General features: G+C 63.5%; 21 protein-coding genes. 13 read left to right on the top strand and 8 right to left on the bottom strand.

Annotated features, from left to right (window positions below):
- Positions 1 to 68: 68 nt before the first annotated feature.
- The 3 genes from RHP72_RS20020 to RHP72_RS20010 all read right to left on the bottom strand — a co-directional run bounded on the left by RHP72_RS20020 (position 69) and on the right by RHP72_RS20010 (position 3,433).
- A complete protein-coding gene (locus RHP72_RS20020; RefSeq protein WP_311093737.1) occupies positions 69 to 1,493 on the bottom strand; it encodes a lytic murein transglycosylase in 1,425 nt (474 codons plus the stop codon).
- Between the two features lie 114 nt (positions 1,494 to 1,607).
- The gene (locus RHP72_RS20015; RefSeq protein ID WP_003945067.1) at positions 1,608 to 2,150 is read right to left on the bottom strand and encodes a DUF1003 domain-containing protein; all 543 of its coding nucleotides are present in this window, start codon (positions 2,148 to 2,150) and stop codon (positions 1,608 to 1,610) included.
- Positions 2,147 to 3,433 (bottom strand): magnesium transporter MgtE N-terminal domain-containing protein, encoded by a 1,287-nt coding sequence (locus RHP72_RS20010; RefSeq protein WP_003945077.1) that lies wholly within the window; start codon positions 3,431 to 3,433, stop codon positions 2,147 to 2,149. The genes RHP72_RS20015 and RHP72_RS20010 overlap by 4 nt, the downstream gene beginning before the upstream one ends.
- A 72-nt stretch (positions 3,434 to 3,505) precedes the next feature.
- Here RHP72_RS20010 and RHP72_RS20005 point away from each other — a divergent pair, with 72 nt between their 5' ends.
- From RHP72_RS20005 to RHP72_RS19980, 6 genes are all read left to right on the top strand, one after another.
- Complete coding sequence (locus tag RHP72_RS20005) at positions 3,506 to 4,468, top strand: CoA ester lyase (RefSeq protein WP_003945087.1); 963 nt, start codon at positions 3,506 to 3,508, stop codon at positions 4,466 to 4,468.
- A 107-nt stretch (positions 4,469 to 4,575) separates the two neighbouring features.
- Complete coding sequence (locus tag RHP72_RS20000; protein WP_003945065.1) at positions 4,576 to 5,070, top strand: general stress protein; 495 nt, start codon at positions 4,576 to 4,578, stop codon at positions 5,068 to 5,070.
- A 251-nt stretch (positions 5,071 to 5,321) separates the two neighbouring features.
- Positions 5,322 to 6,659 carry an ABC transporter substrate-binding protein gene (locus tag RHP72_RS19995; protein ID WP_037131899.1) on the top strand — a complete coding sequence of 446 codons (1,338 nt, stop codon included), beginning with the start codon at positions 5,322 to 5,324 and terminating at the stop codon, positions 6,657 to 6,659.
- 80 nt (positions 6,660 to 6,739) lie between these two features.
- The gene (locus RHP72_RS19990; protein WP_044480569.1) at positions 6,740 to 7,621 is read left to right on the top strand and encodes a carbohydrate ABC transporter permease; all 882 of its coding nucleotides are present in this window, start codon (positions 6,740 to 6,742) and stop codon (positions 7,619 to 7,621) included.
- A gap of 1 nt (position 7,622) precedes the next feature.
- Complete coding sequence (locus tag RHP72_RS19985) at positions 7,623 to 8,453, top strand: carbohydrate ABC transporter permease (protein WP_003945075.1); 831 nt, start codon at positions 7,623 to 7,625, stop codon at positions 8,451 to 8,453.
- Between the two features lie 4 nt (positions 8,454 to 8,457).
- Positions 8,458 to 9,627: an ABC transporter ATP-binding protein gene (locus tag RHP72_RS19980; RefSeq protein ID WP_003945069.1), complete on the top strand. Its 1,170-nt coding sequence runs from the start codon at positions 8,458 to 8,460 to the stop codon at positions 9,625 to 9,627.
- 3 nt (positions 9,628 to 9,630) lie between these two features.
- Here RHP72_RS19980 and RHP72_RS19975 read toward each other — a convergent pair whose 3' ends face one another.
- The gene (locus RHP72_RS19975; RefSeq protein WP_230691567.1) at positions 9,631 to 9,867 is read right to left on the bottom strand and encodes a hypothetical protein; all 237 of its coding nucleotides are present in this window, start codon (positions 9,865 to 9,867) and stop codon (positions 9,631 to 9,633) included.
- Between the two features lie 126 nt (positions 9,868 to 9,993).
- Here RHP72_RS19975 and RHP72_RS19970 point away from each other — a divergent pair, with 126 nt between their 5' ends.
- Entirely contained in the window at positions 9,994 to 11,259 is a 1,266-nt protein-coding gene (locus tag RHP72_RS19970) for a sensor histidine kinase (RefSeq protein WP_064075559.1), read from the top strand.
- A 10-nt stretch (positions 11,260 to 11,269) separates the two neighbouring features.
- The gene (locus RHP72_RS19965; RefSeq protein WP_311093735.1) at positions 11,270 to 12,376 is read left to right on the top strand and encodes a winged helix DNA-binding domain-containing protein; all 1,107 of its coding nucleotides are present in this window, start codon (positions 11,270 to 11,272) and stop codon (positions 12,374 to 12,376) included.
- Here the strand turns inward: RHP72_RS19965 and RHP72_RS19960 are convergent.
- Positions 12,369 to 13,232, bottom strand: a complete 864-nt coding sequence (locus RHP72_RS19960) for a hypothetical protein (RefSeq protein ID WP_003945080.1) — start codon at positions 13,230 to 13,232, stop codon at positions 12,369 to 12,371. The two genes, RHP72_RS19965 and RHP72_RS19960, sit on opposite strands and share 8 nt — an antisense overlap.
- On the bottom strand, positions 13,222 to 13,920 hold the full coding sequence (locus tag RHP72_RS19955) for a metallophosphoesterase (protein WP_042923373.1): 699 nt from the start codon (positions 13,918 to 13,920) through the stop codon (positions 13,222 to 13,224). Before RHP72_RS19955 ends, RHP72_RS19960 begins: the two co-directional genes overlap by 11 nt.
- Before the next feature lie 71 nt (positions 13,921 to 13,991).
- Between RHP72_RS19955 and RHP72_RS19950 the strand changes: the two genes are divergently transcribed.
- Positions 13,992 to 14,576 carry a suppressor of fused domain protein gene (locus RHP72_RS19950; RefSeq protein WP_007736116.1) on the top strand — a complete coding sequence of 195 codons (585 nt, stop codon included), beginning with the start codon at positions 13,992 to 13,994 and terminating at the stop codon, positions 14,574 to 14,576.
- A gap of 25 nt (positions 14,577 to 14,601) precedes the next feature.
- Here the strand turns inward: RHP72_RS19950 and RHP72_RS19945 are convergent, their stop codons facing one another.
- Positions 14,602 to 15,048 carry an SRPBCC family protein gene (locus tag RHP72_RS19945; protein WP_311093734.1) on the bottom strand — a complete coding sequence of 149 codons (447 nt, stop codon included), beginning with the start codon at positions 15,046 to 15,048 and terminating at the stop codon, positions 14,602 to 14,604.
- Positions 15,049 to 15,182: 134 nt separating this feature from the next.
- Entirely contained in the window at positions 15,183 to 16,253 is a 1,071-nt protein-coding gene (locus tag RHP72_RS19940) for a magnesium and cobalt transport protein CorA (RefSeq protein WP_007736118.1), read from the bottom strand.
- Between the two features lie 169 nt (positions 16,254 to 16,422).
- Between RHP72_RS19940 and RHP72_RS19935 the strand changes: the two genes are divergently transcribed.
- The 4 genes from RHP72_RS19935 to RHP72_RS19920 all read left to right on the top strand — a co-directional run bounded on the left by RHP72_RS19935 (position 16,423) and on the right by RHP72_RS19920 (position 19,870).
- Complete coding sequence (locus RHP72_RS19935) at positions 16,423 to 17,277, top strand: PHP domain-containing protein (protein WP_007736119.1); 855 nt, start codon at positions 16,423 to 16,425, stop codon at positions 17,275 to 17,277.
- Positions 17,274 to 17,888 (top strand): MarC family protein, encoded by a 615-nt coding sequence (locus RHP72_RS19930; RefSeq protein ID WP_164490628.1) that lies wholly within the window; start codon positions 17,274 to 17,276, stop codon positions 17,886 to 17,888. The genes RHP72_RS19935 and RHP72_RS19930 overlap by 4 nt, the downstream gene beginning before the upstream one ends.
- Before the next feature lie 3 nt (positions 17,889 to 17,891).
- Positions 17,892 to 18,284 (top strand): hypothetical protein, encoded by a 393-nt coding sequence (locus RHP72_RS19925; protein WP_054781921.1) that lies wholly within the window; start codon positions 17,892 to 17,894, stop codon positions 18,282 to 18,284.
- Positions 18,285 to 18,676: 392 nt separating this feature from the next.
- Positions 18,677 to 19,870, top strand: a complete 1,194-nt coding sequence (locus tag RHP72_RS19920) for an NADP-dependent malic enzyme (protein ID WP_003945072.1) — start codon at positions 18,677 to 18,679, stop codon at positions 19,868 to 19,870.
- The last annotated feature ends 39 nt before the right edge of the window (positions 19,871 to 19,909 follow it).

Genomic DNA, 19,909 nt, shown 5'->3' with positions numbered 1-19,909 from the left:
TCCGTTATTCAACCGTGATCTAGAAGGGCAGTTTGGGGCATATGCACTGTTCTTTCGTGATTTTTCGGTTACAGAGCGGGCATGCCGGGCAGGCCCGGGAAGAACGGCACGAATGCCGGAGCCGGGGCCGGAGCGGGCTCCGGTGCGGGTGCCGGTGCCGGTGCGGGCTCCGGAGAGGGGGCGGCGGGTGGAGAGGATTCCGCGGGAGCCGCGTCGGTGGTGGCGGGTGCCGTGGCGGCCACTGCCATGCCCGGGATCGTGCACGGCAGAAGGATGCCGTCCTGCAAGGCGTCGAGGGCTGCGGGGTCCGGAAGGATCACACACATGTCGTCGGGCCAGCGCCATCCCTCGGCCGTCAGAATCGGCCACACGAGACCCCGTGAGGTGAGGACGGGGAGCGGGATGATCGGACCGGGAGCTGCGTTCCGGGCGGCGTTGGGTCCCGGAGCGGGGCTGGTTGGCATGACGCCCGGCGGGATCAGTGCCTGGATCTCGGGTGAGAGTGCAGGCATGTCCGGCAGACCCGGGAAGAGGGGAGCGGTGGTCGGGGTCGGCGTCGTCGACGCTGATTCCTTGTCGCCGGCCGCCGGATCGGTAGCCGCAGCCGCGGCGAGTACGGCCGAAGCGGCGGAGTCTGCCGAGGCGGCGGCGTTGATCGCGGAGCTGCCGGTGTTGATGCCCGAGGTGTACGGCAGCTGACCGGAAGGAATGACACCGTTCTTGTATGCCGTCGACCACATGATCACGTTTGCTGCGTAAGCGGCCGAGTTGTTGTATCGCAGAACAGCTTTGGTCTCCTGGGCGACATCGCGCAGGTTGAGTCCGCCGCTGCAGAGGTACTTCGCTGCCGAGAGTGCCGCATCGAAGACGTTGTTGGGGTCCTTGATTCCGTCCCCGTTGCCGTCGCTGGCATATCCGGCCCAGGTGGCCGGAATGAACTGCATCGGCCCGACGGCGCGGTCGTGAGTGGGGTCGCCGTCGATTGCGCCCTTGTCGGTGTCCCGAATGACTTCGTTGCCTGCCAGCCGTCCGTCGAGGACGGGGCCGAGGATCGGGGTGACCGTCGTACCCACCGAGGTCGTCTTGCCGCCGTTGGCGTGACCGGATTCGATGCGTCCGATGCCGGCCAGAAGATGCCAGGGGATTCCGCATCCCGGTGCCTCGGTCATCATCACCAGCTCCGCGGAGCGGTACGCGTTCAGGACGATCTCGGGGATGCCCAGAGAGGTGAGGACGACGGCCGCAGCGTTGGGCGCTGCCGGGGCGCCGGCGACCGTATCGCTGGGCGGGGCCGATCTTTGCGTTCGGACCGTGCGGGGCGTCGGGAGGAAGTCGACAGAGTCCGGCTGCGCAATCGAGGCGGAGCCCGCCAGTGCGATCGGAACCTGTGACCCTCCGGTCGGTGCGCTTCCGGCAGTGAGGGCCGCTGGACCTGTGACGACGAGCAGTCCCCCCACCAGTGTGGATGCTGCAATCATTCCGCGTACTCGCACGATTCCCCTTTGCTGGCGCTCCCGCTCCGGAGTACCCACCGTGATATCCATATTGCTGTGACTTACGTTACATATCGGTCACGGTGCGTGCAGCAAAACTCAGCGAACGCTCAGCTAGTTGTGACTTTGTTTCGCAGTATTCGAGTCACGGTGCTTCTTCTTCGGGGTCGGTTCGCCGTCGGCAGCAAGGATCGACTTGATCTCCTCGAGCTCCCGTCGCAGGTAGTCGCGGGTGGCAACCTCGCCGACGGCGATACGCAGAGCTGCGAGTTCTCGGGCGAGGAATTCGGTATCCGCCTTGGTTTGCTCGGCGCGTGAGCGGTCCTCCTCGAGCGAGACCCGGTCGCGGTTCTCCTGACGGTTCTGGGCCAGCAGGATCAGCGGCGCCGCGTAGGCGGCCTGGGTGGAGAAGGCCAGGTTGAGCAGGATGAACGGGTACGGGTCCCACTGCAGGGCCACCGCGAACACGTTGATCAGGATCCAGACGATCACGATGATCGTCTGGATTGCGAGATAACGCCCGGTGCCGAGGAAGCGGGCGATGCGTTCACTGACGCGCCCGACAGCTTCGACGTCGAAATCGAGATTGAACCGGCGGCTTCCGCGAGGCGTTTCCAGTCGTTGCCGTGCGGTCGTGCTCGACGCCCGTTCGCTCATCGGAGTAGTTCCTCGTCGTCGGAGTAATCCTCACGCCAGTCTTCCGGCAGGAGGTGATCGAGCACGTCGTCGACCGTCACGGCCCCGATCAGGTGGTTCTCGTCGTCCACGACCGGCCCGCATACCAAGTTGTACGTCGCGAAATATCGGGTGACCGACGCCAACGAGTCGTCCGGGGCCAACCGGGGCATGTCGGTGTCGAGTAGTCCGCCTACCAGGCTGGCGGGAGGCTCGCGGAGAAGCTTCTGCAAGTGGACGCAGCCGAGATACCGCCCGGTCGGAGTCGCCGTCGGCGGACGTACGACGAAGACCATGCTCGACAGCGCCGGGGTCACGTCGTAGTTGCGGGCGCGGGCAAGGGCCTCCGCGACCGTCGTCGAGGCCGTCAGTACCACCGGTTCGGGCGTCATCAGACCACCGGCCGTGTCCGGGGAATGCTCGAGCAGGCGTCGAACAGGTTCGGAATCCTGCGGGTCCATCAACTGAAGCAGTGACTCGGCCTCGGTTTCGGGCAGCTCGCCCAACAGGTCGGCGGCGTCGTCGGGATCCATCGCTTCGAGTAGATCGGCGGCGCGTTCGACTTCCAGGTGCATCAGCAGATCGGTCTGGTCGTCCGCCGGCAGTTCCTGCACGACGTCGGCGAGGCGTTCGTCGTCGAGCGCCACGGCCAGTTCGTGGCGGCGCTTCTCCGGCAGTTCGCGCATGGCGTTGGCCACATCGGCGGGTCGCATGCCTTCGTACTGGAGAAGCAGGTGAGCTACGCCCTGGCCGGGGAGTGAGAGATCGCTCTGGGTGAGGCCGGCGACGTGCTGCCAGTCGACGATGTGTATCGCCGCGCGTCGACCGAGGCGTCCGCGATGGCCGCGAACCGCGACCTTGGAGACCACCCAGTCTCGCGTCCGCGTCGATTCGATTCCGAGATCGACGACTATCGTGTCGACGCCGTGAAGCTCCTCGAGTTCCGGGTCGTCCACGCGCACATGCGAATCGAGTACCTGCGCCAGAGCGAGCACTTCGCCCGGGCGCTGGTTGAAGCGCCGCAGACTGACGTTACCGGTGGTGAGGGTGACTGCACTCGGTTCGATTGCTGTCACACGCAACATCGGAACGAAAATGCGTTTGCGCGTGAACATTTCGATCACCAGACCGAGAACGCGGGGTTGCTGGCGTCCGATGCGGACCGTGATGACGACGTCGCGCACACGACCGATCGATTCGCCGTCCGGGCCGAGTACAACCAGGCCGGCAAGCCTGGCTGCAAATACCTTGCCTGCTGCTGCCATGATTGCAAGGCTAATTCGTCCAGCGTCAAAATCTGCAACGGCGCCACCGAAAATCGAGAAGGGCAGTCCGCAATGACTTCACGCAACCGTTCCCGTCGATCGGTATTGGCAGTTCCCGGCAGCAGTCGGAAGATGATCGACAAGGCGAAGGGATTGCCCGCCGACGAGATCTTTCTCGACCTCGAAGATGCGGTGGCGCCGCTGGCGAAGCAGGCGGCCAGGGAGTCGATCGGCGACGCGTTGGCCGAGGACGGGTGGGGCAAACAGGTCAAGGTCGTCCGGGTCAACGACTGGACCACCGAATGGACGTATGCCGACGTCGTGGAGGTGGTGGGCCGCGCCGGAGCGCATCTGGACGCCATTCTGCTGCCCAAGGTTCCCGATGCGAGTCACGTCCAGGCGCTCGATTTGTTGTTGACGCAGGTCGAGAAGGCCAACGGTCTCGAGGTCGGCAGGATCGGGATCGAACCGCAGATCGAGAACGCGATCGGCTTGACCAACATCGACGCGATCGCCACCGCGAGTCCCCGCGTCGAGGCGCTCGTGTTCGGCCCGGCCGACTTCATGGCGAGCTTGAACATGCGAACTCTGGTCGTCGGTGAGCAACCGGACGGCTACGACCGCGGTGACGCGTATCACCACATCCTGATGACCATCTTGATGGCCGCGCGGGCGCACGGCGTCCAGGCCATCGACGGGCCGTACCTGCAGATCCGCGACGTCGAGGCTTTCACTCGGTCGGCTGCGCGAACGGCAGCGCTCGGTTTCGACGGCAAGTGGGTTCTGCACCCCACGCAGATCGAGGCGGCCAACGAGGTGTTCAGTCCGCGCCAATCCGACTACGACCGTGCGGAACTCATCTTGGACGCGTACGCGTTCCACACCTCGGCTGCCGGGGGAGGGCGGGGCGCCGTCATGCTCGGCGACGAGATGATCGACGAGGCGAGTCGCAAGATGGCACTGGTGATTTCGGCCAAGGGCCGCGCCGCGGGGATGACGCGCACCTCGGAATTCACGCCGCCCGAACACGCCTGACGCTCGCATAGCCGAACGAATCAGGTCTGTAAAGGGCACAATAGGGGGTAGATGTACTTGCGTCATCCGCGTGGATGACGTGCCCGAAAAGAGGAGCGCAGCCAGCCATGTCCAATCCGCTCGGTCAATCGTCGAATGGGTCGCGCCGTGGAGCGTTGCCGACACCGCCTTCGGGATGGCCCATCGGGTCGTACCCCACCTACGCCGAGGCGCAGCGCGCAGTCGATTACCTCTCCGATCAGGAATTCCCGGTTCAGGACGTCACGATCGTCGGCGTGAACCTGATGCAGGTCGAGCGAGTTCTCGGTCGGTTGACGTGGGCCAAGGTGATCGGTGGCGGCATCGTCTCCGGTGCTTGGCTCGGTGTCTTCTTCGGCCTGGTGCTCGGAATCGTCACCGGTGGTTTCCTCGCTCCGCTGATCGCGGGCATCGTGGGCGGCATCATCTTCGGTGTCATCTCCACGACGATTCCGTACGCCGCGACGCGTGGGCAGCGGGACTTCGCCTCGACGATGCAGTTGGTCGCCGGACGTTACGACGTACTGTGTGAGCCCAAGACGGCGGAGTCGGCGCGCGACCTGCTCGCCAAGCTCGCCATCTGACATTCTCGCTCGGGCTGCCAACTTGTGTGATCTCGGTTACTTTATGTACACGCGGGCGAGGTAGTACTCGCTTCCCGTGACCGTTTGCCGGACAAGGAAATAGGTCCCTTCTCCGGCAAAAGTGCCGATGTGTGGTGCGTCGGCCAGCCGTAACGACTGCGCCGTCTCGCCGCCCGAGGAGGACGGCTGTGCAGAACAAGAGATCGCGGGCGGGGCAGAACGAGAGATCGCGGGCGGGACAGAAGAAGAAATTGCGGGCGGGGCTGCTCGGCGCGGCAACATTGTTGTTGGCGCCCTTGCTCAGTGCGTGCGGATCGGACAATGACGACGGCGTGGTGCTGTCCTTCTACACCGCTGCCGACGGCGCCGAGCAGTATGCGGAGGCCGCCGCCAATTGCTCGGCGGCGTCGAACGGCGCGTACCGGGTCGAGCAGAAAACTCTGCCCAAGGGTGCCGACGACCAGCGACTTCAGTTGGCCCGGCGTCTGACCGGCAACGACAAGTCACTCGATCTGATGACGCTCGACGTGGTGTGGACTGCCGAATTCGCCGAAGCGGGATGGGCATTGCCGCTTCCTGACGACGTGGCGGCCGAGGTCAGCAACGGGACGCTCGAGGGTCCGCTGGAGTCGGCGAAGTGGCAGGACCAACTCTATGCGGCGCCATTGAACACCAACACCCAATTGCTCTGGTATCGAAAGGATTTGATGCCGGACGGGCAACCACCCCAGACCTGGGATCAGATGATCGACATCTCCGAAGGCCTGGCCGCGGAGGGGCGCCCCAGCTGGATCGGTGTGCAGGGCAAGCAGTACGAAGGATTGATGGTCTGGTTCAACACTCTTCTCGCCAGTGCCGGCGGATCGGTGGTGGGGCCGGACGGAACAACCGTGACGGTGGCCGACGGTGATGCTGCCCAGCAAGCGCTGACCGTCATGAAGCGCGTCGCTACCGCCAAGGGTGCGGATCCCTCGATCTCGCAGGGGGATGAAGCGTCGTCGCGACTGGGCATGGAGAGCGGCAAATCTGCCTTCCAGGTCAACTGGCCGTTCGTGCTGCCCGGCATCATGGAGAATGCCGAGAAGGGCGATCTGCCGTACATCGACGACAAGGGCAACGTCACCAGTGAGAACACCGGAAACACGGTGCTCACGGTGAACGGAGAACGGAATTTCCTTGCCGCTCCGTATCCCTCGGTGATCGAGGGTAAGCCGGCCGAGGTCACGATCGGCGGCTTCAACGTGGCGGTGGCCAAGACCAGCCAGCATCCGGACCTCGCGTTCGAGGCGCTCACCTGTCTGCGTAACGAGGAGAATCAGCGCAACAACGCGGTAGCCGGTGGCGTTCCGCCGACTCTCGAGAGCCTGTACGACGACCCGGCGTTCCAGGAGGCGTACCCGGCGTGGCGTGAGGTTCGCGACAGCCTGGACACCGCTTCGGTTCGTCCGGTTTCTCCTGCCTATCAGAGTATTTCGACGCTCATCACTGCCACGCTGAACCCTGTGGGAAACATCGATCCGGAATCGACCGTGAACGATCTTGCCGAGCAGGTACGCAAGGCAGTCAATTCCGAGGGGCTGATTCCGTGACGATCGACAGCGAGAATTCGGGAGCTGCACCAACAGTCGCGACGGCATCGCCGGAGCCGAAGCACTCCGCGAAAACGAAGATGTCCGACGGAAAGGCGGCCGAGCGTCGCCTCGGTCTCTGGCTGGTGGCCCCGGCCGCGATTCTCATGATCGCGGTGACCGCATATCCGGTGGTCTACGCCGTGTGGCTGAGTTTGCAGCGCTACGACCTGCGCTTCCCGGATCAACGAAAGTTCGTGTGGTTCGACAACTACGTGTCGGTGCTGACCGACGGTTACTGGTGGCAAGCGTTCGCGGTGACGACGTCGATCACTGTCGTCTCGGTCGTCATCGAGTTCGTTCTCGGACTGACCATCGCACTGGTGATGCACCGAACGATCGTGGGTAAGGGGCTCGTCCGCACCGTTGTGCTCATCCCGTACGGCATCGTCACCGTCGCGGCGGCATACAGCTGGTACTACGCGTGGACGCCGGGGACCGGCTACCTCGCCAATCTCCTGCCCGACGGCAGTGCGCCGCTCACCGACCAGATCCCGTCGCTCGCGATCATCGTCCTTGCCGAGGTCTGGAAGACGACGCCGTTCATGGCGCTGCTCCTGCTCGCCGGCTTGGCGCTCGTGCCCGATGACCTTCTCAAGGCGGCTCAGGTGGACGGCGCCGGCGCGTGGACCCGGTTGGTACGCATCATCCTTCCGCTGATGAAGCCCGCCATCCTCGTCGCTCTGCTGTTCCGCACACTCGACGCATTCCGCATCTTCGACAACATCTACGTGCTCACGAAGGGAGCGAACGACACCGGGTCGGTGTCGATTCTGGGTTACGACAATCTGTTCAAGGCATTCAACTTGGGCATCGGATCCGCGATCAGCGTGCTGATCTTCGTGTGTGTGGCAGTGATCGCGTTCATCTTCATCAAACTTTTCGGTGCTTCGGCTCCCGGATCCGATACGGAAGGACGCTGACATGACCGTGACTCCCAGACTCAAGATCAGCTGGTCCGTCGTCAACCTTCTGGTCTTGCTGTACGCGTTGGTTCCCGTCCTGTGGATTGCGAGCCTGTCCTTCAAGCCCGCCGGAACCATCAAGGACGGCAAGTTCATTCCGGAGAAGTGGACCCTGGACAACTACCGAGGAATCTTCGACACCAGCGCCTTCACCAGTGCTCTGATCAACTCCATCGGCATCGGACTCATCTCGACGGTCATCGCCGTGGTGATCGGAACCATGGCTGCTTACGCGATTGCGCGCCTGGATTTTCCGGGCAAGAAGCTGCTGGTGGCTGTTGCCCTGCTGATCGCGATGTTCCCGCAGATTTCATTGGTGAGCCCGCTGTTCGACATCGAACGACGGCTCGGACTCTTCGACACCTGGGCCGGACTCATCCTGCCGTACATCACCTTTGCGTTGCCGTTGGCGATCTACACGCTCTCCGCGTTCTTCAAAGAGATTCCTTGGGAACTCGAGAAGGCGGCTCAGATGGACGGCGCGACGCCGGGGCAGGCGTTCCGGAAGGTGGTGGCTCCACTGGCCGCGCCCGGCATCGTCACTGCGGGCATTCTGGTGTTCATCTTCTGCTGGAACGATCTGTTGTTCGCGATTTCGCTGACGTCGACCGAACGCTCCATCACCGCCCCTGCGGCCATCGCAAACTTCACCGGCGCTTCACAATTCGAGGAGCCCACCGGGTCGATCGCCGCGGCCGCCATGGTCATCACCATTCCGATCATCATCTTTGTTCTGTTCTTCCAACGTCGTATCGTGGCCGGGCTTACTTCCGGCGCAGTGAAGGGATAAGCCTGTGGCCGAGATCGTGCTGGACAAGGTGACCAAGCTGTACCCGGACGGAGCCAAGGCGGTCAGTGATGTCGACATCACCATCGCCGACGGAGAATTCATCATTCTCGTGGGCCCGTCCGGTTGTGGAAAATCCACGACTCTCAACATGATTGCCGGGCTGGAAGACATTTCGACCGGTGAGTTGCGGATCGCGGGTGAACGCGTCAACGAACGCGCCCCCAAGGACCGCGACATCGCGATGGTGTTCCAGTCGTATGCGCTGTATCCGCACATGACGGTGCGCCAGAACATCGCGTTCCCGTTGACCTTGGCGAAGATGTCCAAGGACGAGATCAACGCCAAGGTCGACGACGCGGCGCGGGTCCTCGACCTCACCCAGCATCTCGATCGCAAACCGGCGAACCTGTCGGGCGGTCAGCGTCAGCGTGTCGCGATGGGACGCGCAATCGTGCGCAGCCCGAAGGCGTTTCTCATGGACGAGCCGCTATCGAACCTGGACGCCAAACTGCGCGTGCAGATGAGGACGGAGATCGCCCGTCTGCAGCAGCGACTCGGTACGACAACGATTTACGTGACCCACGACCAGACCGAGGCGATGACGCTCGGCGATCGGGTAGTCGTGCTGCGCGGCGGAATCGTGCAACAGATCGGTGCGCCGCAGGAACTCTACGATCGACCGAACAATCTGTTCGTGGCGGGGTTCATCGGGTCCCCGTCCATGAACTTCTTCCCCGGACAGTTGACGGCCGACGGTGTGAGCACGCCGATCGGCGATGTTCGCCTGCCCGCGGCGGCGCAGTCGAAGATCTCGGGCAGCGGCTCGGGCAAGGACGTCGTGGTCGGTATCAGGCCGGAACATTTCGAGGACGTGGCGCTGGTCGATGCAGCGCAGAAGCCGCACGGCGGGACGTTCACCGTCGACGTCGACGTGCTGGAATCGATGGGTTCGGACAAGTACGCGTATTTCCTCGCTGGTGGCCCCGCCGTCAATTCTCGTGAACTCGAGGAACTCGCCGCCGATTCGGGAACGGCCGTCGCTGGTGGCGGTCAACTGGTTGCCAGGCTCTCGTCCGAGTCCACGGTGGCCCAGGGCAGGTCTGTCGATCTGTGGTTCGATCCCGCCAAGATCGCAGTGTTCGACGGCGGTACGGGAGCCAATCTGCTGCTGTGACCTTTACCCGGGCAAGGTGACCGAATACGTCGCGCCCCAGGTGAGCGGTACCTGTTCGGGGCCGGGCGCTGCGTCGGCCGGCTCGGGTAGGGGGACCAGGCGGCCGAATTGTTCGTGATGGGTGGAGGCCGGGGCGGCTTGCGCTGTCCCGGCGACCACGGCGATCGGCGCCGCTGCCAGGGCGCCGGCGACGGCAAATCGAGTGGCGATGCGGCGCTTGCTTGCTCGGGTCGAGATCATGAGCACTCCTGCGTGGTTTCGAGGTTCGGTGAATGCTGTGCCATTCACGGTATTGCGGGTTGATTGTGAAATCTCGTGTGCGAAGCTCATTCACAGGGAACTGGGATGGGCGGCACAGGAGGACAGATGAACGAATCCTCGGTACGAACCGAGCACCTGCCCGGTGGCCCGGACCTCGAGCGGATCATGCGCGAACACGCCTACCGCGGTGCGTACCTCCAACTGACGGTGCGCGGCGCTCTGGTGCTGTTCATCGCCCTGACACTGATTTTCGTCCCGCCGATGAACGACGCGGGATGGTGTTTCGCGATTCTGGGCGCCTATGCACTCTGGTCGGCAGCCGTGGCGCTGTGGATCCGCAAGGGCGGCACCGGCCCGGTGACGATGATCTGGCTCGGCTTGTTCGTCGACCTTGCCGTGCTCGCAACTCTGACATTGCTGACCGGTCTCGCGGCCGAGCAGAGTTGGACCGCCGACATCTTGAGTAACGGGCTCTTCGTCATTCCGGTTCTGGCGTGTACGCAACTGCGGACGGACGTGTGTGTCGGCGTCGTTGCCTGCACGATCGGTGTGTTCTTCGTTTCCAGTTGGGCAACGATGACTTCGAACTCCGAGCCGTGGCCGTCGATCCTGCTGAGCACCATGGCCTTGGCCGGAGTGGGCGCAGGCGCAATCGGACTGACTCGGATTCAAAGATCACGCGTGTTGACCATCGGACAACTCGTCGGGCATCGAACCAGCCTTCTGGCCGAACTCATGGGGCTCGAGCAGCGAGAGCGCACGGAACTGTCCGAGCAGTTGCACGACGGGGCGCTCCAGTACGTTCTCGCCGCGCGGATGGATCTCGACGAATTGGCAGACAGTGCGGAGCCTGTCGCTTTGGCGCGAGCCGGAAAAGCGCTCGGTGAAGCGACCACGCTGTTGAGATCGTCCGTCTCGGAACTGCATCCCACTGTCCTTGTTCACGTGGGTCTTGCCCGCGCGATCGGGGACCTCGCGCGATCGGCGCAGGGACGCGGCGGAGTAGTGGTCGACGTCGACACTTCGGGCTGGAACGACGATCTACGCACGTCTGCCGACGAGGTCTTGTTCGGCGCCACCCGAGAGCTTCTGGGCAACGTCGTCAAACATGCCGGCGCGCAGAACGTCCGGATCGAGCTTGCACGACTGGACCACCGTGCGGTGCTCGTGGTCTCGGACGACGGTCGGGGGATCAGCGCCGATCGGATTGCCGAACGACGGGCTGCCGGGCACATCGGACTGCTCTCGCACGAACTGCGAGTGGTTGCCGCGGGTGGCTCGTTCTCGGTCGGACCGGGTGAAGAGTCTGGAACCCTCGCGCGAGTCGAGATACCGTTCCAGATCGTCACCGCCACTGACCACGATCGTTGAGGAGTTGTCGATGGCTGCACTGATCACCGATCGCGAGCTCAACCTGGCGACTCTGGCGCGGCAGTTCCTGCTGCGGAGGGCCGAGGTCAGTGCGTTGGATGCGATCGAGCACCTGGCAGGTCTGCAGGCCCAGGCGCCGAACCCGCCCTACCTGGCGCTGTGGGCGCGGCTGAAGAACTTTGCGGCAGAAGACCTCTCCACCCTTGTCGAGAAGCGCCAGGTGGTGCGGCTTGTTGCCATGCGGGGCACGGTCTTTGCTCTTTCGGCCGCGGATGCGGGCCCATTCCGGGCCACGGTTCAGACGATCATGGAACGCGATCTCCACACCAACAGCACACAGCGTGCGGCGCTCACCGGGTTGGATCTCGACGCTCTGGCGCGGGCGGGACGGGACCTCGTAGCGGACGGGCCGCTCACCCAAATGCAGATGAGACCGATACTGGCAGAGCGCTTTCCCGGCCACGCGGCCGAGGGGCTGGCGCACGGCGTTCGAGGACTTCTGCCGATGGTGCAGGTCCCACCGCGAGGCCTGTGGGGACGATCCGGAGTACCGGCACTGACGACCTTGGAGAATTGGCTTGGCACGGAAGTGAGTTCATCGCCGGATCCCGACGCGATGGTGCTGCGCTATCTGGCGGCCTTCGGCCCCGCGAGCGTGAAGGACGCTCAGGCGTGGTCGGGTCTGACCAGACTCGCCGAAGTATTCGAGCGGCTACGACCCGGCTTGATCACCTTTGTCAACGCGAAAGGGGTCGAGGTGTTCGACCTGCCGGACGCGCCACGACCGACCTCCGGAACACCCCCGGTTCGCATACTTGCACCGTTCGACAACATCTTGCTCTCGCACGCCGACCGATCTCGAATCATGGACGAGCAGTACCGAACTCGCGTCGTCACCGTGAACGGCATCATCAAGCCCGCCATCCTGGTGCGCGGGAAGGTGGTGGGATATGCGACGGTGACGCCGGCAAAGGAGACGGTCGAGTTGGGTGCGACTCTGTTTGCGCAGCAACCGAAGACCGCCCTCGCGTCCATCGAGAAAGAAGCGCGTTCGTTGCTGAAGTTCATGCACCCGAAGATCCCGAACCGCGAGGTTCGCTTCACTGCATCTACGTAGCGGGCTTGTGCTTTCGCGGTGCTCGATCGCGTAGTTCGGCCACGATCTCGTCGTTCCACATGTGCCGCCGCACCAGTCGGTACCGCTCCCGGGCGATCCACAAGTAGGCCTCGGCGTCGGTGTGCTCGGGCAACATGTCGGCACCCCGCAGCATTCGCACGACGGGCAGAAACTCCTCGCCGAACCAGCGGCGGGCGACGGTGTCTCGGCCGAGGAACTCACCCTTCTCCTGCATGAGCCGAAAACCCCACGCCTCCACACACTCACTGAGTTCGGCGTACTCCCACGGGTCGGTGACCTGGACGGCTTCGCGTTGTGAACCCTGCAGCGGAACGCGGGTGAGGAAGAGTCGACGATGATCCTTGATGAGCAGATCGGCGCGCTGAGTGATGCCTTCCGGCGAGATACGCGTGATGATCTCGGTGACGTACGCGTCGATTGTCTTCTGGTGCATCGCACACGCAATGGACACTCGGTGGTGCCCGTCGATCACGAAATGCATGGAGCCGACGCGATACAACTGAACAGGTGGTACCGATTCGCCGCGTCGTTGCGCCACCGCAAGTCGCTCCCAACGAGCGCGCGAGTGAGTGGACGTCGGACGGAAGTACCTGTCGAAATCACCTGTGCGGTCGACACTTCCGACTATTGATTCGATGGTGACGACCTGCAGCCCCAGAGACTTCTCGCCGACCTTGCCCAGAGCTGCGACAACCTCGTCGAACGGCAGGATCGCGTTGACGTCGTCCGGTTCGCGTCGTAGCCAACTGACCAGACGTGCCACGTCGGCGCGTCGACGCTGACGAGCGAAGTCGTTTTCCGCGTCGGCTGTGGGAAATCCGGTGTCACGAGCCATGTCGGCGCCTCACGATCGTCGGCGGAGTACCTGGGGAAATCTCCATCAGCGTGAAGCCGACGGTATTGAGCACGATAGTCCGGCCTACCGCCAGATCGAGAGGGGTTCGCCCGTGCGGGTGGATGTGTCCGTGGACCATCACCGTCGGATCGAGGTTGTGAATCAAAGGCGTGAAGCATTCGAACCCTCGATGTGGCCGATCCTCGGCGTCGCCGACACCGCGGGCGGGGCTGTGGGTGAGCAGCACATCCACGCCCGCCCGGCCGCCGGGAAGTCGCGATTGCCAGGCGTTTCGCCAAGCGAGCGAGCGAGCGCGTCGGCTCTGCTGGCGCTCGGACCATTGATTGGGACCCGTGTTGTATCGGATGGAACCACCGAGGCCCGCGATCCGCAGACCGGCGACGGTCACGATGCGTCCGTCGGCGTTGACTGCGCCGGTAGGCCCCGGCCACTGCGCAGGCATCCCGGCCCGCGTCCAACCCGATCTCTTGTTCGAATATCCGGACAGATCGGCGTCGTGGTTTCCGGGAACGAACACGCAAGGCGCATTCAGTTGGTCAGACAGGTACTCCAGATACGCAAACGGCAGATCGCCCGCGCCCAGGATCACGTCGACTCCGAGTGAACGAACTTGACTGCTCCACAGGAATTCGACGGTCTCGTCGCTGACAGCGAGAACGGAGACCATTTCGACGACGCTACCGCCACCGCGAGGTATCTGCGCTGCGAACCTCGCGGGCACGGTGTTTAGATGGACGAGTGTCAGACAGCGTCGTATCTTCCGTCCGGGCCCATCTCGTCAGCAGCATCGAGGGGCCGGACCCCACCGCGGCCTCGGTGACGTTCCTCGGTGTCGAACCGCTGGACGTGCTGCGTTTCGAATCACCCGACGGCCTGGTCCGCTACGTCACACTGGGGTGCTCGCGTCATCCGATGGGCGACCCCAACGAACTGGTCGCAGACCCCACACGCGGACCCCGCGCCGAGTTGGTACTCACGCTGCGCGGTGGCACCGGTGTGGCGTCAGGTGTGGCCAGGACGCTCGCGGTGCTGGCCGCGGCGCCGTCCGTCGAAGGCGTCGTGCTGCTCGAGGACGCACTGTTGGACCTGGGCGAGCCGCTGTGGAAGGACACTGCGTTCACGGCGGTGCTTCTCGGTGACAGCGGGATCGAAGACCTGACGCTGCCGGAGCCGTTCGACCCGGTGCGCTTCCTTGGTGTGGTCCCCCTGACCGGTACCGAAGCCGCCTGGGTGCGTCTGCGCGGCGCGGAGGCACTGAGGGAAGCGTGGACCGAGGCGGGGATCGACATCCGCGATCCGCACCGTTCCGCTGCCTCGCTCTAGCTGCGCTGGCGCTTTGTCCGTCAGATCATTCGGCGTGCACGAGGATGTCCGCCAAGTTCTCGAGACTTACCCGAACCGTCCGTGAAAATGCTTTCGTGACGATCGGGTCGGCCATCTTGCCGAATACTCCTCCCAGGCCGCTTTCGCTGTCGAGTCGGTAGGTGACCCGAGTGCCGTCACCGACTTCTTCGCAGGTCGTGGTCTGCGAGAAGCTGACCGGACTTTCGACGGACGTCGATTTCGACGATCTCGGTGGGTCGTACTCGGTGAATTCGGATGTCCACTCGAGACGCTTGCCCAGGATTCGCGAGACACCGTGCCAGCGGCTTCCCACGCCCATCGGGCCGTCGGTGATCTGTTTGCACTCGACCATCGAATTCTCCCAGTTGGGCCAGTTCTCGGCGACGGCGACGTACTCCCAGACGTCCTTGGGTGGCAACGCGATCTCCACGGATTGCTCGACTGTAGGCATGGTTGCTCCTCCACTTCTCTTTGGATCTGAATTTGCTTGTCGCAAAATGGATTTCGGGAACGGAATGAAAATGCGTACCCATATCCATTGTCCGCCTGCGACGGTGGCAAGTACAGGGAGTCAGCGTGCGAGGTTCACAGCCAGTTGTTGCGACGGAAGAGAAAGAACAAGCCGACACACACCGACGCGATGAGGAACAGGATGGACTGATAGCCGTACTTGTAACCGAGTTCCGGCATGTTCTCGAAGTTCATCCCGTAGATACCGGCAACGCCGGTCGGCACGGCGGCGATAGCGACCCACGCGGAGATCTTGCGCATGTCGGTGTTTTGCTGCACCGCGATCTTCGCGAGTGCGGCGTCGACCAGCGAACTCAACACCTCGTCGTATTCCGAGATACGTTCGGCCACGATCGTGTGGTGATCTCGTACGTCACGGAAGTATCGCCGGATCTCCTTCGGGACGAGGCCGCCCGCGGGCTGGGTCAGCTGGAGCAGTGGCAATCCGAGTGGAGTGACCGAGCGTCGTAGTTCGACGATTTCACGTTTGAGCAGGTAGATGTGCTCGACGGCAACGGTGTTCCGCGGGTTGAACACCAACTCTTCCATGCTGTCGACGTCCTGTTCGACGAGTTGGATGACGGAGAGATAGCTGTCGACGACGTGGTCGGTGATCGCGTGCAACACCGCGAACGGGCCCATGGTGAGGCGCTCGGGGTTCTGCTCGAGTGACTTGCGCACGCTTGCCAGTTCGGAGTGATCCCCGTGCCGGACGGTCACCACGAAGTCGGGGCCGACGAACACCATGATCTCGCCGGTTTCGACGATCTCGCTCGCCGTCGCGACGGACTCGTGCGGTACGTAGACGACCGTGCGCAGCACCAGGAACATGACGTCGTCGTAGCGTTCGAGTTTCGGGCGCTCGTGTGCATGGACGGCATCCTCGACCATCAGCTCGTGGAGTCCGAAAGTTGCTGCGACATCTTGCATCTGACCTTCGTCGGGAGCGTGCATGCCCACCCAGACGAACGCGTTGTCGCGACTACGAACCTCGGCCAACGCGGCGCGGTGCGTGTACTTGCCCGGCAACCGCACGCCATCCACGTAGACCGCGCAGTCGACGATCGCGCGGGCAGCCGGAACGGGGATCTTGGGCGCATCGGCTTGCGTCGATTTGCCGTTCGACCAATTCGGCAGTGACGGCATGGTTGGCACGCTCGCTCCTTCTCGGTCTGTAATGCAGTGGAACGGCAGGGGAACGGCACTACAGCGACACCTGATCGAATTGCGCTGCCGCTGCGGCGTAATCGTACGTCAGCTTCCGGCTCGCCCACCGGAGCGCGATGAAGTTGCCGATTGCTGACACACTGGAACAGTGCGAATAGATCTTCACACCCACTCCAACGCATCGGACGGCACCGACACCCCGGCTGCCCTCATGCGCGCCGCAGCCGACGCCGGACTCGACGTCGTCGCCATCACCGATCACGACACGACTTCGGGCTGGGCCGAGGCGGCGCAGGCCTTGCCGGCCGGCGTCAGCCTGGTTCGTGGGATGGAGATGTCGTGCGAAGGTCGAGGTGAGCGTGGTTGGCCGGTCGCTGTACATCTGCTTGCGTACCTGTTCGATCCGACGCACCCCGAATTCGCAAAAGAACGTGAGCGACTGCGCGCCGAACGCGTCGAACGTATCCGGGTGATGACGACCATGATGGCGCGTGACGGTCTGCCCGTCGATCCCGATCAGATCCTCGCCGACGCCGGTCCGTCCGTCGGACGCCCGCACGTCGCAGCGGCCTTGATGCGAGCGGGAGTGGTGTCGAGCATCAGTGAGGCTTTCTCCGACCTGTTGTCCAGTCGAGGGCGATACGACGTTCCCAAGTACGACACTCCGCTCGAGTACGCCGTCGAACTGGTGGCAGCGGCCGGGGGAGTAACTGTCCTTGCGCATGGACGGGCCCGTTCGCGCGGCGGATTGCTTGCGCTCGACCACATCCGTGATCTGGCCGAGCTGGGTCTCGGGGGTCTCGAAGTCGATCACCCAGACCATCGCAGCGACGATCGTGACGTCCTGCGCCGCCTGGCTGTGGACCTGGGTTTGGCAGTCACCGGATCCTCGGACTACCACGGCGAGAACAAGACGATCGGACTCGGCGACGAGCTCACGGACGAGGCCGAGTTCGACAAACTCGTCTCGGCTGCCACCGGCGTGGAGGTACTTGGGCGCTGATGCTCGACACCACGCTCTACCTCACCGTGTTCATCACGCTGTTCGTGATCATGGACCCGCCCGGAGTCATCCCGGTGTTCTTGTCACTGGTCGGCCGCAAAAGCCGTGAAGATCGCAACCGAGCGGCATGGCAGGCCCCCGCCGTCTCCCTTGCGGTCATCTCGGTCTTTGCCATCGGCGGTCAGGCGATCCTCAACTACCTCCACATCGGCATTCCGGCGTTGCAGGGCGCCGGCGGATTGCTGCTGCTTCTCATCGCACTCGAACTGCTGACCGGCAAGGCCTCCAACCGTCCGCAGGGAGCCGACGACGTAAACGTCGCACTCGTTCCTCTGGGAACGCCGATGATGGCCGGTCCCGGTGCGATTGCAGCCGTCATCGTCTTTGTCGCCCAGGCCGACGGTGAAGCGGCGTCGTATCTGGCGATCGCGTTGGCGATTCTGTCCATCCACCTCGTGCTGTTCGTGGTCCTGCGCTTCTCGACCGCACTGATCCGGATACTGGGCGAGGGTGGCATCAGTCTGCTGGCACGCATCGCCGGTCTTCTGCTCGCCGCCATCGCGGTTCAACTCATTGCGGAATCAGTCCGCGGATTCGTCGCGGGAGCGTAAGAGATGACATACGACGACAGGTACGACCGGAACGACAGGTACGAGGACGACTACCAGTACCAGGAATATCAGGACTATCAGTACGAAGACGATTACGGCTATCCCGCCGACAAACGACAATGGCTGCTGGTCCGCGCTCTACGCGCCCTGAGTGGCACCGTGGCGGCCGGAATCGTGGTCTTGACACTCGTGATCATCGGTTCGGCATATCTGGGCGGCAACCGCGGATTCCCGGGTCCGGGAACAACGTCGATCACCGCGCACATTGCGGCCTCGGTGGTTGCTCTCGCCGCGCAGATCTGGTGCGACCGCAGGCGGGGTATCGCGGCGGTTGCCGGATCGGTGGTCGTGCTCGTGGTGGCGGGGCTGTTGTTGGTGACGCAGTGGTGGGGATGACTGGGTGGGGATGACACGGTGGGGATGACGGCTCGGGTTCGAGTGTGGTGAGGAATCCGACCGCTTGGAGGATTTGATTGTGATCCGACTCTGGTGGCAAACTGGAGTTACTTCGAGGCGGCGCCACAGCCCGGCCCCGAAGTGCAGGTTTCGTCAGAATTTCTCCCGAAACCTAGATTGCATGGATACGCCAGGGCTCACCCGCCCCACACCATGACGCTTCGGATGTATTGCGGCCCACTTTCTCGCGCACGCCGAATGCTCTTCTTCTCAGTAGTCGTTCGCGGAAGAAATGATCTCTGACCGTTGTGAACGTAGTTTCGCAGCGGTCTGAAGGATTACTTCCCAGTAACCCAGCCCCGCTTGAGGCTGGACTAATCAGGAGTGTCATCGTGTCCCTCGTGACTGAAGCCATCAACGTACCCAAGGTCGAGTTGACCGACGAAGAAATCTTTGCCGCTCACGTCGGTGGCAAGCTCTCGGTCGAGACCACAGCACCGCTCGATACGCAGCGGGCACTCTCGATCGCCTACACGCCGGGTGTTGCTCAGGTGAGCCGCGCCATCGCTGCAGACGAAACCCTTGCCGATCGATACACGTGGACCAACCGACTCGTCGTCGTGGTCAGCGACGGCACCGCGGTTCTCGGACTCGGCGACATCGGCCCTCGCGCGTCGCTGCCCGTCATGGAGGGCAAGTCGGCGCTGTTCAAGAACTTTGCCGGACTGAACTCCATTCCGCTGGTTCTCGACACCAAGGATCCCGACGAGATCGTCGAGACACTCATCCGACTGCGTCCGAGCTTCGGCGCGGTCAACCTCGAGGACATCTCGGCGCCGCGTTGCTTCGAGATCGAGAAGCGCGTCATCGAAGCTCTCGACTGCCCCGTCATGCACGACGATCAGCACGGAACCGCCATCGTGGTCCTCGCGGCACTCAAGGGCGCCGTGAAGGTCCAGAGCCGCGACATCACCACACTCAAGGTCGTCATCTCCGGCGCCGGCGCTGCGGGTGTTGCCTGCGCGAACATCCTGCTCGCCGCCGGAATCAGCGACGTCATCGTGCTGGACTCGAAGGGCATCATCTCGGGTGAGCGCAGCGACCTCAACGACGTGAAGGCAGAACTCGCGGCCCGCACCAATCCCCGTGACCTGCATGGTGGTGCCATCGAGGCTCTCGAAGGTGCTGACGTGTTCCTCGGTGTCTCGGCGGGCAAGATCCCCGAGGAGCTCATCGCTTCGATGGCTCCCGAGTCGATCGTGTTCGCACTCTCCAACCCGGACCCGGAGATTCACCCCGAAACCGCGTCGAAGTACGCGGCGATCGTGGCGACGGGCCGTAGTGATTTCCCGAACCAGATCAACAACGTTCTCGCCTTCCCCGGTGTCTTCAAGGGCGCGCTCGACGCCGGCGCCCGTCGCATCACCGAAGGTATGAAGCTCGCTGCCGCCGAGGCAATCCTGTCGGTGGTCGGCGACGAGTTGGCGGCGGACAAAATCGTCCCCAGCCCACTCGACCCTCGCGTGGCACCCGCAGTAGCGGAAGCCGTCGCGGCCGCAGCGCATGCTGAGGGCGTGACCAGCTAAGAGGGACTACGAAAGCCCCGATCGGAACCCGCACACAAG

The sequence above is a fragment of the Rhodococcus sp. SG20037 genome, assembly GCF_031763325.1.
Taxonomy (GTDB): domain Bacteria; phylum Actinomycetota; class Actinomycetes; order Mycobacteriales; family Mycobacteriaceae; genus Rhodococcus_F; species Rhodococcus_F qingshengii.
This window is presented reverse-complemented; position numbering and strand designations above follow the sequence as displayed.

Excerpts from the sequence above, each read along its gene's own strand:
- RHP72_RS20005 (WP_003945087.1), top strand. The coding sequence starts at position 3,506 with ATGACTTCACGCAACCGTTCCCGTCGATCGGTATTGGCAGTTCCCGGC.
- RHP72_RS19945 (WP_311093734.1), bottom strand. The coding sequence starts at position 15,048 with ATGCCTACAGTCGAGCAATCCGTGGAGATCGCGTTGCCACCCAAGGAC.
- RHP72_RS19960 (WP_003945080.1), bottom strand. The coding sequence starts at position 13,232 with ATGGCTCGTGACACCGGATTTCCCACAGCCGACGCGGAAAACGACTTC.
- RHP72_RS19985 (WP_003945075.1), top strand. The coding sequence starts at position 7,623 with ATGACCGTGACTCCCAGACTCAAGATCAGCTGGTCCGTCGTCAACCTT.
- RHP72_RS20010 (WP_003945077.1), bottom strand. The coding sequence starts at position 3,433 with ATGGCAGCAGCAGGCAAGGTATTTGCAGCCAGGCTTGCCGGCCTGGTT.
- RHP72_RS19955 (WP_042923373.1), bottom strand. The coding sequence starts at position 13,920 with ATGGTCTCCGTTCTCGCTGTCAGCGACGAGACCGTCGAATTCCTGTGG.
- RHP72_RS20000 (WP_003945065.1), top strand. The coding sequence starts at position 4,576 with ATGTCCAATCCGCTCGGTCAATCGTCGAATGGGTCGCGCCGTGGAGCG.
- RHP72_RS20015 (WP_003945067.1), bottom strand. The coding sequence starts at position 2,150 with ATGAGCGAACGGGCGTCGAGCACGACCGCACGGCAACGACTGGAAACG.
- RHP72_RS19965 (WP_311093735.1), top strand. The coding sequence starts at position 11,270 with ATGGCTGCACTGATCACCGATCGCGAGCTCAACCTGGCGACTCTGGCG.
- RHP72_RS19970 (WP_064075559.1), top strand. The coding sequence starts at position 9,994 with ATGAACGAATCCTCGGTACGAACCGAGCACCTGCCCGGTGGCCCGGAC.
- RHP72_RS19940 (WP_007736118.1), bottom strand. The coding sequence starts at position 16,253 with ATGCCGTCACTGCCGAATTGGTCGAACGGCAAATCGACGCAAGCCGAT.
- RHP72_RS19990 (WP_044480569.1), top strand. The coding sequence starts at position 6,740 with ATGTCCGACGGAAAGGCGGCCGAGCGTCGCCTCGGTCTCTGGCTGGTG.
- RHP72_RS19925 (WP_054781921.1), top strand. The coding sequence starts at position 17,892 with ATGACATACGACGACAGGTACGACCGGAACGACAGGTACGAGGACGAC.
- RHP72_RS19975 (WP_230691567.1), bottom strand. The coding sequence starts at position 9,867 with ATGATCTCGACCCGAGCAAGCAAGCGCCGCATCGCCACTCGATTTGCC.